Origin of the sequence: Bradyrhizobium sp. RDM12, from assembly GCF_051917485.1 — a bacterium.
In the GTDB taxonomy this organism is placed as follows: domain Bacteria; phylum Pseudomonadota; class Alphaproteobacteria; order Rhizobiales; family Xanthobacteraceae; genus Bradyrhizobium.
Map to the genome: position 1 here is coordinate 4,673,387 of NZ_CM133064.1, position 11,561 is coordinate 4,684,947.

General features: G+C 58.6%; 15 protein-coding genes and 1 pseudogene. 7 read left to right on the plus strand and 9 right to left on the minus strand.

All coding sequences use genetic code 11. The features are described from left to right. Positions 1 to 26: 26 nt before the first annotated feature. Both ACTGJ9_RS22830 and ACTGJ9_RS22835 read left to right on the plus strand, forming a co-directional pair. Entirely contained in the window at positions 27 to 293 is a 267-nt protein-coding gene (locus ACTGJ9_RS22830) for a hypothetical protein (RefSeq protein WP_456672934.1), read from the plus strand. A 928-nt stretch (positions 294 to 1,221) separates the two neighbouring features. Beyond that, on the plus strand, positions 1,222 to 1,578 hold the full coding sequence (locus ACTGJ9_RS22835; protein ID WP_456672935.1) for a hypothetical protein: 357 nt from the start codon (positions 1,222 to 1,224) through the stop codon (positions 1,576 to 1,578). Here ACTGJ9_RS22835 and ACTGJ9_RS22840 read toward each other — a convergent pair. After that, positions 1,565 to 2,599 (minus strand): DUF2806 domain-containing protein, encoded by a 1,035-nt coding sequence (locus ACTGJ9_RS22840; protein ID WP_456672936.1) that lies wholly within the window; start codon positions 2,597 to 2,599, stop codon positions 1,565 to 1,567. The genes ACTGJ9_RS22835 and ACTGJ9_RS22840 overlap by 14 nt on opposite strands. An 18-nt stretch (positions 2,600 to 2,617) precedes the next feature. Continuing rightward, the gene (locus tag ACTGJ9_RS22845; protein ID WP_456672937.1) at positions 2,618 to 2,833 is read right to left on the minus strand and encodes a hypothetical protein; all 216 of its coding nucleotides are present in this window, start codon (positions 2,831 to 2,833) and stop codon (positions 2,618 to 2,620) included. Positions 2,834 to 2,861: 28 nt separating this feature from the next. On the opposite strand from ACTGJ9_RS22845, the gene ACTGJ9_RS22850 reads away from it, so the two are divergent. Further along, a complete protein-coding gene (locus ACTGJ9_RS22850; protein WP_456672938.1) occupies positions 2,862 to 3,815 on the plus strand; it encodes a hypothetical protein in 954 nt (317 codons plus the stop codon). Positions 3,816 to 3,855: 40 nt separating this feature from the next. Continuing rightward, positions 3,856 to 4,122 carry a thermonuclease family protein gene (locus tag ACTGJ9_RS22855; protein WP_456672939.1) on the plus strand — a complete coding sequence of 89 codons (267 nt, stop codon included), beginning with the start codon at positions 3,856 to 3,858 and terminating at the stop codon, positions 4,120 to 4,122. Positions 4,123 to 4,180: 58 nt separating this feature from the next. Here the strand turns inward: ACTGJ9_RS22855 and ACTGJ9_RS22860 are convergent, their stop codons facing one another. The 6 genes from ACTGJ9_RS22860 to ACTGJ9_RS22885 form a co-directional block, all read right to left on the minus strand. Further along, the gene (locus ACTGJ9_RS22860) at positions 4,181 to 4,582 is read right to left on the minus strand and encodes a hypothetical protein (RefSeq protein ID WP_456672940.1); all 402 of its coding nucleotides are present in this window, start codon (positions 4,580 to 4,582) and stop codon (positions 4,181 to 4,183) included. Between the two features lie 77 nt (positions 4,583 to 4,659). Continuing rightward, positions 4,660 to 5,808, minus strand: coding sequence for a tyrosine-type recombinase/integrase (locus ACTGJ9_RS22865; protein WP_456672941.1), 1,149 nt, complete (start codon positions 5,806 to 5,808; stop codon positions 4,660 to 4,662). Positions 5,809 to 6,488: 680 nt separating this feature from the next. Next, positions 6,489 to 6,650: a PilZ domain-containing protein gene (locus tag ACTGJ9_RS22870; RefSeq protein WP_456672942.1), complete on the minus strand. Its 162-nt coding sequence runs from the start codon at positions 6,648 to 6,650 to the stop codon at positions 6,489 to 6,491. A 5-nt stretch (positions 6,651 to 6,655) separates the two neighbouring features. Next, on the minus strand, positions 6,656 to 6,883 hold the full coding sequence (locus tag ACTGJ9_RS22875; protein ID WP_456672943.1) for a hypothetical protein: 228 nt from the start codon (positions 6,881 to 6,883) through the stop codon (positions 6,656 to 6,658). Positions 6,884 to 6,948: 65 nt separating this feature from the next. Next, positions 6,949 to 7,305, minus strand: a complete 357-nt coding sequence (locus ACTGJ9_RS22880; RefSeq protein ID WP_456672944.1) for a hypothetical protein — start codon at positions 7,303 to 7,305, stop codon at positions 6,949 to 6,951. A 576-nt stretch (positions 7,306 to 7,881) separates the two neighbouring features. Further along, positions 7,882 to 8,049, minus strand: a complete 168-nt coding sequence (locus tag ACTGJ9_RS22885; RefSeq protein WP_456672945.1) for a hypothetical protein — start codon at positions 8,047 to 8,049, stop codon at positions 7,882 to 7,884. Between the two features lie 258 nt (positions 8,050 to 8,307). Between ACTGJ9_RS22885 and ACTGJ9_RS22890 the strand changes: the two genes are divergently transcribed. The 3 genes and pseudogenes from ACTGJ9_RS22890 (at position 8,308) to ACTGJ9_RS22900 (ending at position 10,962) form a co-directional block, all read left to right on the plus strand. Then, positions 8,308 to 8,454 carry a hypothetical protein gene (locus ACTGJ9_RS22890; protein WP_456672946.1) on the plus strand — a complete coding sequence of 49 codons (147 nt, stop codon included), beginning with the start codon at positions 8,308 to 8,310 and terminating at the stop codon, positions 8,452 to 8,454. A gap of 191 nt (positions 8,455 to 8,645) precedes the next feature. Beyond that, positions 8,646 to 9,562: pseudogene (locus ACTGJ9_RS22895) on the plus strand (SDR family NAD(P)-dependent oxidoreductase). Between the two features lie 284 nt (positions 9,563 to 9,846). After that, a complete protein-coding gene (locus tag ACTGJ9_RS22900; RefSeq protein ID WP_456672947.1) occupies positions 9,847 to 10,962 on the plus strand; it encodes an alpha/beta hydrolase family protein in 1,116 nt (371 codons plus the stop codon). Positions 10,963 to 10,994: 32 nt separating this feature from the next. Here the strand turns inward: ACTGJ9_RS22900 and ACTGJ9_RS22905 are convergent, their stop codons facing one another. Further along, positions 10,995 to 11,501 carry a MarR family winged helix-turn-helix transcriptional regulator gene (locus tag ACTGJ9_RS22905; protein WP_456672948.1) on the minus strand — a complete coding sequence of 169 codons (507 nt, stop codon included), beginning with the start codon at positions 11,499 to 11,501 and terminating at the stop codon, positions 10,995 to 10,997. Positions 11,502 to 11,561 lie beyond the last annotated feature (60 nt).

Consider the following 11,561-nt stretch of genomic DNA (forward strand, 5'->3'; position numbering starts at 1 on the left):
CGTATGAGCCGTCGCTAGACATCTTGGTGCCTGCGCTCGCAAAGCTGCGCGAATGTCAGACCTCGATTGACGCTCTCGTGCTGATTGACTCGCTGCCGGACATGATCTTGCCCGGCTTGGCTTACGCGGCTTCGCGCCGACAGCACATTCCGCGCGATGCGGTTCAGGCCGTGGTGACCTACTGCGGTGATCGCTTTCTGGAACGGTGCCTGGGGCGCAGATGTTCGCGAGAATTGCTGAAGCGCTATCCGAAACGTGCTGCGCTGTCGGGGCTCGTTCGCTATGACGCCTAGGCGTAGCTGGCAACTATCGCCGCGCTCGCGGAGCTAGTTCTTTTTCAAGGGCTAAGGCTCGGTCGACTTCCCGCATAACAGCGGCTTCGGCAGCGGAGGCGCTCGAAGCCGCTCCGGTGCGATGCAGGCGAACGCTTAGCCTAACCGTCCAGAGCCACTTGCCCTGCTCAGTCAATTCAGAGATGCGATAACTGCGGCCTCGGTATTGCACTATGCGAGAACCACCCCATCGGCAATGATGTCGGCTCGTAGGCGCGGGGCAGCGAAGGTTGTGTAATCTCACAAACCTGACAATCTGCGAGTGTAATAATGGCACGCTGCACTTGGCTGGTCAACCTAGCAGTATACCGGACTTCCCGAGCGTCGACCGATTTGACAATCTGTGCGCGGGCGCTTTGGGTGCGTCGCCATCAACGGGGGCAGGGGAAAATGCATAAGACGAAATTCACCGTGGCGACTCGTATCTATCTGGACAGATCGACCGGATTGGTTTGTCGGGACCGCCTCGTGCGGGCCGGGCGCAATAAGTTCTATCTGATCGAAGAGCCCGACAGTGCGAGCAGGCGCGAAGTCGCTCGGTCTCTCAGTCTCGAAGACGTGTTCGATTGGTATAGAGTTGAGCCCTGGCAGATCACGCGCACGGTGATCAGCTATGAGCACGCGTATGGCGGATAGCGAGGTGCCTGCCGATCTCGCGCGGCTCATGCAGTTGGTCGTAACCCGACACGTCTGGGGTAGAGGGCTTACGGCAGAGCAGATGCGGGAGAAACTTGCGTCTGCTCTCGACGAAGGCCGCACTGATCTCGTTTCCGTTCGGACATTGCCTAGCGGTCGACTAGAAGTCGAGTTTGACACTAAGCTGGGCGATGTTGGGCGAGCCTTTGAGGAAGCCTCGAAGGCAACCCCTAGCAAGCTCAACTAGACAGTGATGAGCGACGTTGGGGATTTGCTGCCTGATCAGCCCATCACGTTAAAGACAGTCTGCGAGGAAATCTTCCAAGGAAGCATCAGCCCCGCGACCCTCAAAGCGGAGCACGCGCGGGGCAACCTTGAGATTTTCAAGATCGGCCGGGCGTACTTCACGACGCGGCGACACGTCGAGGTGATGATTGAGAAGTGTCGCCTTCAGGCTCGATTCCCTGAGTCGAGACCGAACAACAATCTGGAAGAGCGAGCGAGGGCTGAAGCTGCACGCGCAGCTCTGAAGCTGACCATAGACAAACTCAAAGCCGCACGGGCCGCAAAAAGAACTGAGCCGAATCCCAGGGCTATTAAGCGGAATTGACCTGCGAGCTGGGGTCTAGCTGTCTGTAGAGCTCGCTACCGGGTAGTTTCACGTAATTGAGTACCTCAATATCTGGGAGCGCAGCTCGCACCTTAGCTGAGTACTCAGAAAACGCGTTGGACGCCGAATTTGCGAAAATAGTAGCGATGGCTTTGCCTGCGTCGGTCAAGAGATAAACGGGAACGACCGGACGACCATCTTCAGATCCTATCGGAACGATCCCCATCGGAGAGTTCGGAGGCGTGAAAGTCTTTGGGATTGAGAGGGCTTGTCCATCATCCATAATTACCCAAAACTCTTTGCCCGCTGCCGTCGTCTGCGTGTCATACCTAACGATGTGGCCCGCCATTCCTGGGTCTATGAGAAGCCCAGCCATAACGAGCGGGGACAATTCTTGAAACGGCAATTCGCCAATAAGGCATTTGGGCAAGTAATCCCGGATGCGTGAGCCGCATACGCGCTCAAAAAGATTAGCAGTGTCCGTTTCGATTTCATCCACGATGCGCAGCACCTTCGGAGAGAAGGTGCCGGGCTTTCGCACTTCAGATGAAAGTACACGCCCCCATTTCTGCTGAAGTTTGGCGGTGGACGCTCCCTCTGCGTAAGTCTCAAGTCTGTCGATGAATTCTTCGGCTAGTTGATCCTCTCCGGCGGCTGACGCTTCATCTGTTGGAGGGGAGTGCCGCAAATCCTCTAGAGCCTCAATCAGCACCCGATCTTTGTTCGCCTGCTTCTCGAACAGACGAGTGAAGAACTTCTCGGCTGTCCTTTCGGCGAACTCTGGATCGCACTTTAATTTCTCAATGCCGAATTCTGTGACTGCCTCGACGAGCTTGACTTCTCCGGCCGAAATTGCCCGCTGACGGGTTATGCGACGCTCCATTGGAGCGTTGACTATCTCAATCAGATTGCCGCCGAAACGGTCGACCGCTGCGACGAAGCGGCTCTTCGCCTTCGCTTTGACGCCCGTCTCCGTCAACTCGACGGACACTGATGTGGTCTTATCCAAATGATCTTGCATGGCCTACTATCGCACCCGTTAGCCCGAGTATGTGTTGAACCTGCCGTGCTTCACGCCGCGAACATACCCGCGCGACACACGCTCTTCCATTTCGCGCTCTAGAAATTCATTCGCAATCAACAGCGCCTTCACAGCTTCGCGCGCGTCACCGCCGCAAGCCGCGATTGCCTGATCGGCGGCAGCTTCCAACGCCTGCGCATCGGATTGCAGCTTGGGAGCGACGGCTTCAGGCATGGGGATAGTCCGGAGGATGGGCTAGCCAATGTTCTCATTTCGTTCTAGACAAGTCAAGATTGAAAAATCCTCTGTGGGCTTCCGAATGGTTGGAACGTGCAAGCTTTGCGGCAAGACGGCGGACTTACAACAGAGTCATGTCCTACCGTCGTTCGTCTTCAAGTGGATGAAGCAAGCTGGCCACATTCGAAGGTCCGGTTTGCCAAATCGGCGATCCCAGGACGGGGACAAAAGGGAGTGGCTTTGCTGGGATTGCGAGCAGCTTTTCAATTCATGGGAAACGCCGTTCGCAACGAACATTTTTCACCCATACGATCTCGACCGATCGCTTAAGGTCCGTCACGGCGAGTGGATGGCAAAATTTTGCGCCTCCGTAGCGTGGCGCACTCTTTCCGCTTTGCGAGAAGATGGAAAATTCCAGCATCTGACTCAAGACCAAGCTGCCCTAGCCGAAAGGGCGCTTGAAACGTGGTCGCGTTTCTTGATGGGCCGCTACAAGCACACCGGAGAATTCGAACTGCACATGCTATCATGCGGCGAAATCGAGAGCGCGTCCTTCTCCCTGACCACTCCGAACATCAACCGGTATCTTACCCGCGCGGTCGATATCGACCTAGCGACAAATAGTTCAACGTGCTTCAGCTACTCCAAGCTTGGCCCGTTCGCTATTTTCGGTTTCGTGCAGTCACACCCTGGACAGTGGAAAGGCACAAAGATTCCTGACGGAGCCGGTTGGTTCCAACCTCACAGCGTCACTGTGCCGAAACAGCTATGGGGCTACCTGAACGACAGGGCGCTTCACATCCAGCGAGTAATGGAGACAATATCTCCCGTTCAGCAGCGGAAAATTGCCGATGCGTTCCGAGCAAACCCAGATCAATTCTTCCAGTCAGGGCTGTTCCGTGCCATGCAACGAGATGTCGAGATTTTCGGCGACAAAGCGTTCAGCAAGTATTCCGACGAGCGAAAAAAGGATGTTTAGGAGATTGACGCGAAACATTGCGGGTCCCGCTCTCGCGTGCGTGCTGCTCGTCGTATTCAGTAGCGGTGCAATACCGAACGATTTGGTCGGACGGGCAAGCATCATTGACGGCGACACGCTCGAAATTCACGGCACGCGCATTCGCCTGTGGGGCATTGATGCGCCCGAAAGCTCGCAGCTCTGCCGGGGTGAGGACAGCTTGCCTTATCGTTGCGGAGCGAAGGCCGCGAATGAGCTGGACGCCTCCATAGCGCAACTGCCGGTTAGCTGTGAGCCGATTGAGCCGCACTGCTATCAGCGCTATTGAACTTTGACCGTTAAATCGAGAAGGGCCGTAGAGTAAGGCGGCCCTCCGTCGCGGGAAATCAGCAAGGCCCGACAACGTAAGTGATTGCCTCGCAGGAAAGCGATACGTTTTTGATTAAAGTGAGTAAGTCCTGCCCGGTGGGATAGCCGTATGCGGTCCCCTGCCAAACTTGATTACCTTGGTTGCGGCAATGCGTGTGGCCCGGAAACATTGTGATCTTCTTTCCAGTGCTACTCGGAATTATCGCCCCACGATCATCGAGCAAATTAAGGTAAAGCGTGCCGTTATGCGGTTTATCGTTCGATTGCGTTTTATTGTACTGATCAGCCGACAAACTCCATGAAACGGATCCGACCGCATCATCTGCGAAGATGGCAACCTTAATGTTGCTAAAGACAATATTGGCTTGTCCGGGATCAATCGTAAAATCGGGAGGCGTGAAGTCGAGATGCTTGGGCATGACAACACTCCAATGATACTGAGAAGCAACACGATCTTATGAAACCTCAGCGGGAAAGGCAAGCGAGTAGCAGCATTCTAGGGGCCGCTTACCTGCGGTGGAATGGCCGACTCAATCGCCATAATCGCTGCAAGCTTCTCCTCAAACATATGCCATCTAGCATATACGCCCGTCACGCCCTTGTCGTTGTGGTTCAGCAGCGCTTTGACGTAATCGACGGGCAGTCGGGCTGCCTGCACGACCGTTGCGGCCGTCCGCCGAAGGTCGTGGGGCGTGAAGGCTGCAAGCTCTTTGTCTTCCAGCAAACGCCGCACGGCCTGGCTCATTGAGTGGCGCGAGAGCATCGCGACGCTTTCGAAGCGGCTGGCGAACACGGGCCTGTCGCCTTTGTCCTCTCCCTCTTCCGGCTTGCCGATCTCCAAGGCCGCTTCGATCAGCTTGACCGCAGTCGGGGAGAGGGGGACCGTATGTTCGGCTTTCTTGTTCTTCGTCCTGGCAGCCGGAATGATCCAGTGGGGCTTGTCTCCCTCGAGACCGTGAAGCTCGGAACGCATCATGCCCGCGACCTCGCCCGGTCGCTGGGCTGTCAGCAACACGCCTTTCAGTGCCAAGCGTGTCCCGTCTGTGATGCCCGCCTTGTCGTCGTTGAGGATCGCAAAGAAGGCCTTCAACTCATCGAGCGTGAGCACGCGGTCTTTCTCGACTTCCTTGCCTCCAACCTTTTTCATGCCGTGCAGGAAGTTCTCCGTCAGAAGCTCGCGGTCGTTGGCGTAGCCCCACATGGTGCGGATAACGGACTGGGTCCGGTTCGCCGAAGCCGGAGAGGTCTCAGCGATCTCTTCGAGGAACTCCCTGATCTCGCCCCGTGTGACCGAGCCCACCGAGCGCTTCCCGAACTTCGCCTTGGGGCGCTTCAGATACCCTTCGTCATTTTTCCAACTGCTCTTACGCGGGCTGCCGGTGCGGGGGTCGATGGCCTTTATGTACGCCAAGTACTGGTCGCACAGCTCGCCGAACGTCACGACGCCTTTACGGTGCTCCAGGAGCTGGCGCTCTTGCGCCGCTTTGGGGTCCTCACCCTGGCCGTTCCTGGCCTCTTCCCGGTCCCGTGCGTCCCGGGCGAGCTTTAGGCTGAGGGCAGGGGCCTTGGGGCCGTACAGGCCTAGCGTCACCCTGCGCATGCCGCCCTTGGCGCGGGAGCGGTAGGCAAAGGTCCACTTCGCCACGCCTGACGGGGGCAGCGCAAGACGAGGCCGCCCCCGTCGCTCAGCTCTATCCGTTTCCCCGTATCCTTGGCCTCCGTAATGGCCTTCTCGACCGCTTTAGCGGCAAGCCTGTTTCGACCCGTAGCCACGTTCCGCCCCCTAGCGCCCTAGTCTGTAATGGTGTGCCGGAGGCAGTTTATAGCGGATTGGGAAACTTTTGGGAAACATTGGCGCGGGATTGGGCGGTATCTGCCGGTAACCTATGCGCATTAAAAGATCGAGCTATGTGATTGAAAAAAGAAGTTATTGCTCCGTCATGGACTCTGTTGGTCCTTCCCGCTATCCAGTGTCGGCATCACTGGGAGACTAGGGGTCGGAGGTTCAAATCCTCTCGCTCCGACCATTTTCTTCAATATTCTCAATGTTGTTTTCGAGCTGTTGGTTTGCAGACGACCTTTGGTTTGCAGACAAATTGAAGATCGCGATTCTTTCCGCTGCTGACGTTTCTGGCTGGTGTGGCGCAACGCTTATGGAGCGTGGGCGCAAGGTCACTTTCAGCCCCTTCGGCTACGTCCCCCGGGGCAAGCATCACCAACGCGCCGGTGATCAACCTGTTCGTTTCTAATCAAACGTCACCCCCATCCTGAACGAGGTTCGCCAGACGACGCGACAAGCCAGCTTCAAATTGTCTTCTGGAATGGTCAACGTGAAGACCGGGGGATTCCGTCGGTCCAGTCAGAGAATTGGAGCGCTGCGCCCGTAGTGGAAATGTCACGTATCGTGCAGCGAGTTGTGTCGCCCCCACGTTCGATCAGTGCTGGCTTGCACGCCCGAAAGCGGGGTGCGTGGCGAGTTTCCACCATGGGCTTCACTCCGCTGCTCGGAAATTGGTCCCGAAATCATCAGTGCTCTGGTTGATCCAGAGAAGCGCCTCGCGGCAATCCAACCAAACAATTTGATCGTGGTCCTCTTCGCCGGGAGCGATGTGCAGTAGAAAAGACTGCTCACCGAATCGGAAAAGCGTATCGAGCGCTTGGCGCTCGATCAAAGTCTCGGCGTCGACAAATGAATACTTCCGTCTAGCGATAAGCCTCATTCCGAGAGTCCCTGCCATGATCCAACGGGGAGGTATGAATGTCGCCGAGCGATGCGCTTGCGGTTTCAATGACGGAGAGCGGTTGCGCTACTTGGGCTCGATCCCAAATGATGAACCATTCGGCGAGCCCCCTCTACTGAATCCGCCAGCTCCCCGGCTCGCTTGATGAGTTCGTTGATTGAAGGATCATCGCGGAACTCGGACAGAATAATTTTGATGCACCGGTTAGTGAGATCCAGAATCCAAAGCGCGCGCTTCATGTCATCTTGGCTGCGGAGGTTCATGCCGTTCAGTTCAGACATCACGGTTGCGAGCCCTTGAAGCCGAAGAACCGCGGGATGCAGCCTGGATTGCTTTCCTGCTGCGCGGGGAAAATTAACAACCTCTGGCATGGAATTCGCTTTTTCATAAAAATGCGACATAGTATTATGATCACAATCTGACGCTTCAATCATTAGTGCTTTGATAAGAACCCTGTCGTTATTCAGCAGCCCCCCGATTTTTAGCTATCGTTATTCGGCGACTGAGATCTGGGAAATTTCCCAGGGTCCGAAGCTCTGGCCGGTGGCTCAATTTGAGCTTCACTGATGCGTCAGGACGCCTGTCAGGTGTCTCTTGGCCCTGGCACGGGAAACAGAATCCAGAGTCACGACCGCAGATCCTGGGTGCCATCGGTGATTTCGGTCAGCGCTGAACGTACGACGCCCAGCACGCGCGATCTGCTGTATCCCTGATAGCGTCGATCTTGCCGCGCGCGCGAGGGCGGCCGGCGTGCCGGTCGATCTGCATCTGCTCCGTGACCAGCCGCACAATTATGCGCTGATGCCGGCGCCGGGGGGCGACAGGCGCGTGCGGTCATCTTGCGTGCGATTGCTTGAGGGTGAGTGCGTGACGGTTGTCACAAAGCGCGCCGCCGCAATGGGTCTGGCGCAAGCCGTGCTCGCGCGGGGAAAAGGCGGTCCCGGGCGTTTCCTCGACATCAGTGGTTTTGCGGGGCCTTAGGCGTGGCCCTTGATCTCGTAGTGACCCGGTACGCATTTGTAGCGCTCGAGGCGCCAGTTGGCGTGGTAGATCGGATGCTCGCCCATCCATTTTGCAAGCGGTGCCTGCGCACCGACGGCACACGCCATCATCGACATATCGGGCGTCATATTGCTGTCGGTCACGATTTCCTCGACACAGCCGCCTGAGGCAGCAGCGCTAAGCCGGCAGAGCACGGCAATGACGGTTATGAACATTCCAGTCACCTCATCGGTAGTTTCGACCACGAGGAGGATGCAAGCCGAGTGCCACAGCCTGTGGCGGAAACGACGCGCCGGGCCTGCTCGCCCCAGCTTTCCCCATTCGATGATTCGGATTGTAAAAAAATTGCCCTTAAACCGAAGCCGGACAAATACGGGGAGCCAACAGGAAAAGACGCAGGAATGAGCGATGTAGGGTCGGCGCCGCGCGATCCGCGCTTGGCCGGCGCAGCAGATACGCTCGAGCGTGCGATGCTGGAGGCCTCGCCGGCACAGCAGGCCGCGACCTGTGAGGCGCGGGAGGCCCTCGGCGCGTCGAGCGCCGACTAATCCGCACCCCGAAATGATGTCGAACAGCAGCGCCGATCCGCTTTTACCTGCCGGGGCGGCGCTGCTACATTTTACGCGCGTCGCCTTCGCGGCGCGCCAACGACGAAGAAACATGCCGTTAAGCGAAGGGCCGAGATCCCATGAAGGAATTTGCTGGAAAGATCGCTGTCATCACCGGTGGTGGTACGGGCATGGGGCGCGAGCTCGCCCGGCAGCTTGTTGCCGAGGGCTGCAACGTAGCGATGTGCGACATCTCAGAGGCCGCGATGGCGGAGACCCGGCGGCTCTGCGAGGTCGAGAAGCTGCCGCAAGGCCTGCGCGTCACGACCCATGTCGCGGACGTCTCGATCGAGGATCATCTCAAGCGCTTCCGCGACGAGCTCGCCGAGCAGCAGAAGACGGACAAGATCCATCTGCTGTTCAACAACGCCGGTATTGGCGGCGGCGGCAGCCTGTTCACCAACACGCGCGAGCAGTGGGAGCGCACCTTCAACATCTGCTGGGGCGGCGTCTATCTCGGCATCCGGACGTTCCTGCCGATGCTGGTCAAGGCCGATGAAGCCCACATCATCAATACCGCCAGCGTCAACGGCTTCTGGGCCTCGATCGGCATGGGCCAGGCGCACACTGCCTACAGCTCGGCCAAGTTCGCGGTGAAGGGATTTAGCGAAGCGCTGATCAACGACCTCCGCTTGCACGCGCCCCACGTCAAATGTTCGGTGGTGATGCCCGGCCACGTCGGCACCTCGATCGTCTCCAACTCACGCAAGGTGCAGAGCGGCGACGGATCGGAGCGCCTCGACGCCGAGGGGTCGTGCTGACGCGCAAGCGCATGGTTGCGGCCGGCGTGCCAGATGCTGACAAAAATCGGACGAGGAGATGCAGGCGGCGTTCGCCGAACGCCCGCACCTTCCTCGAGGAGGCGCCGACGACGGCCGCGCAGGCCGCCAGGATCATCCTCGACGGCGTGAAGGCGGAGCGCTGGCGCATCCTGGTCGGCGAGGATGCCAAGCTGCTCGACGAACGCGTGCGCGCGGCGCCCGAGGAGGCCTATGACCGCGCATTCTACGAAAGCTTTACCCAGGAAGCCGGTTGGCGACTCGGCTGACTGTCTTTGGCCCGGGACTGTCAACGAGGGTGCGCAGATGTAGGGATGATGATCATCATCGCAAGAGGTGCGCAGGCAATTTGTTCAGGTCATTTTGATCGGCTAATTTTACTGCCTCCCGCGCGCATGCTCTTATGAGGATACGGAATGTCACGCATGCGACATGTGAGACGCGTTCAAGCGATGGTGATCTCGAACGGGTCTCATTCGGTGCACGGCAGCTTGGTTGGCGAACTGAAATAGTTTAGTTAATCAGGATAGCGTCACGATAAAGCGTAGCTCCGATGATACCCGCATGCCTCTCCGACGACCTTATCCTCTGCCCGGAGAGTGAGGATATCTCCGCCGAGTTCACGCGGCTGCTGACGGCGGCGCAAGAGGGCGGCGCCACTATCGCCGAATGCCTGATGATCGCGCGGCAGCTGAAGCGCGGCGACGAGCAGTCCTGGCATCGCGAGTGGAAGAAGCTGGCACAAGCCAACCGGAATCGTGCCGAGGCGGCGTTCGCGGAAGGCCACATGGCGACCGCACAGCGCAACTGGTTGCGCGCGATGAACTACTACAGTGCGGCCGCGATGCCACTCGATTCCGCCGAAGAACGGCGCTGGGTCGCGGTGCTCGCGATGCAGGAATGCGCCCGCCGTTTCCTCACGGCGCGCGGGCCGGCCGGCGAAGTCGTGACAATCCCGTGGGTCGAAGGACATTCGTTGCAGGGTTATTTCCTGCCTGCGCCTGCGGCGAACGGTCGTGCCCCGACGGTGATCTGCATCGGCGAGCCCGGCCATCGCAAGGAAGAGTTCTTGTTCAAGCTTGCGCCCCATGCGCGCGAGCGTGGGTTGTCAATGCTCGCGCTGGACCTGCTCGGCGACCAGCGCGACGATTACGCCGACATGCTCATGCGGCGCCGTGATCTCGAAAGCTCGGTTGCCAGCGCAATGGATTATCTGGAGCAGCGCAAGGACGTCGATTTTGATCGCGTTGCGATTGTGGCGGACGGGTGGGGCTCTTCGTTCGTGACGCGCGCGGTGTTGCAGGAGCCGCGTCTCGCCGCGGCCGTCTGCGACGGCGGCCTGTGGGACCTGCACGAGCGCTCCTTCTTTGCCAGTCGTTTTGCAATGAGCAACCTCAGCGTCGTCCCGGTGCCGCATGCGCCGCTGATGGCCTCCGGCGCCGAATGCCCGGTTTTGATCACGCTCGGCGAGGACGGCTGGCTCAAGGCCGATCGGGCGCGTCAGATCCTGCAAAAATCCCAGCTCGGCAACTCGGATATCGTGCTGAAAGTGTTCACCGCGGCGGAGACCGGCGCTGCACAGGCTCACGCCGACAATCCGAGCCTTGCCAACGAATACATCTTCGACTGGCTCGAATCGCGCCTCGGTGCCGTCGGCAAGCGGGTCTGAGCGCGGCCTCCTGCCGAGAGCGGAAGCGCGCCTCAGAAGTCGAGGGTGATCCTGACGCAGGCCTTTTCGAGCCGGCTCTTCAGCGTTGCGAGCTTGGCGGTAAACTCCGTCAGCTCGTTCTCATCGAACTCCTGGAAGACGGATTCGCGAATCGACTTGTACTGCTCGTTGAGGCTCGCGATGTGCTTCTGGGTCTTTTCGACCAGCGACAGCCGCACCACGCGGGCGTCGGTCGGTGAGGGGCGTCGGCGTAGCAGGCCCTTCTTCTCCAGCAGCTTGGACTGGGTGGTGACGAAGGACGGGTCGACATGAAGCAGCTTGGAGACCACGTTGACGGGCACGCCATCGTCCTTGTCGAGGTCGGAAATCGCCATCAGGATCAGCCATTGCGGTCCGCTGATGCCGAGCGTCCTGGCCCAGAACTGACGCAGCTCCTCCAGATACATGTTGATCGACGATATCTCCCAGGTGAATCGCCTGATGATATCGAGATTGCCGGTGGAGCGGAGGCGCGCCCCTTCTTTCCTCATCGCTGACACAGCGTTACTCCCGCGAGCCGATTTCTTTCCGGCTGGTGTTCATGGAGGCCATAGTTCACG

Coding starts and splice junctions, on each gene's coding strand:
- ACTGJ9_RS22835 (WP_456672935.1), top strand. CDS start 1,222: ATGAGCGACGTTGGGGATTTGCTGCCTGATCAGCCCATCACGTTAAAG.
- ACTGJ9_RS22840 (WP_456672936.1), bottom strand. CDS start 2,599: ATGCAAGATCATTTGGATAAGACCACATCAGTGTCCGTCGAGTTGACG.
- ACTGJ9_RS22845 (WP_456672937.1), bottom strand. CDS start 2,833: ATGCCTGAAGCCGTCGCTCCCAAGCTGCAATCCGATGCGCAGGCGTTG.
- ACTGJ9_RS22850 (WP_456672938.1), top strand. CDS start 2,862: ATGTTCTCATTTCGTTCTAGACAAGTCAAGATTGAAAAATCCTCTGTG.
- ACTGJ9_RS22860 (WP_456672940.1), bottom strand. CDS start 4,582: ATGCCCAAGCATCTCGACTTCACGCCTCCCGATTTTACGATTGATCCC.
- ACTGJ9_RS22870 (WP_456672942.1), bottom strand. CDS start 6,650: ATGGTGGAAACTCGCCACGCACCCCGCTTTCGGGCGTGCAAGCCAGCA.
- ACTGJ9_RS22875 (WP_456672943.1), bottom strand. CDS start 6,883: ATGAGGCTTATCGCTAGACGGAAGTATTCATTTGTCGACGCCGAGACT.
- ACTGJ9_RS22880 (WP_456672944.1), bottom strand. CDS start 7,305: ATGTCGCATTTTTATGAAAAAGCGAATTCCATGCCAGAGGTTGTTAAT.
- ACTGJ9_RS22890 (WP_456672946.1), top strand. CDS start 8,308: ATGAGCGATGTAGGGTCGGCGCCGCGCGATCCGCGCTTGGCCGGCGCA.
- ACTGJ9_RS22900 (WP_456672947.1), top strand. CDS start 9,847: ATGATACCCGCATGCCTCTCCGACGACCTTATCCTCTGCCCGGAGAGT.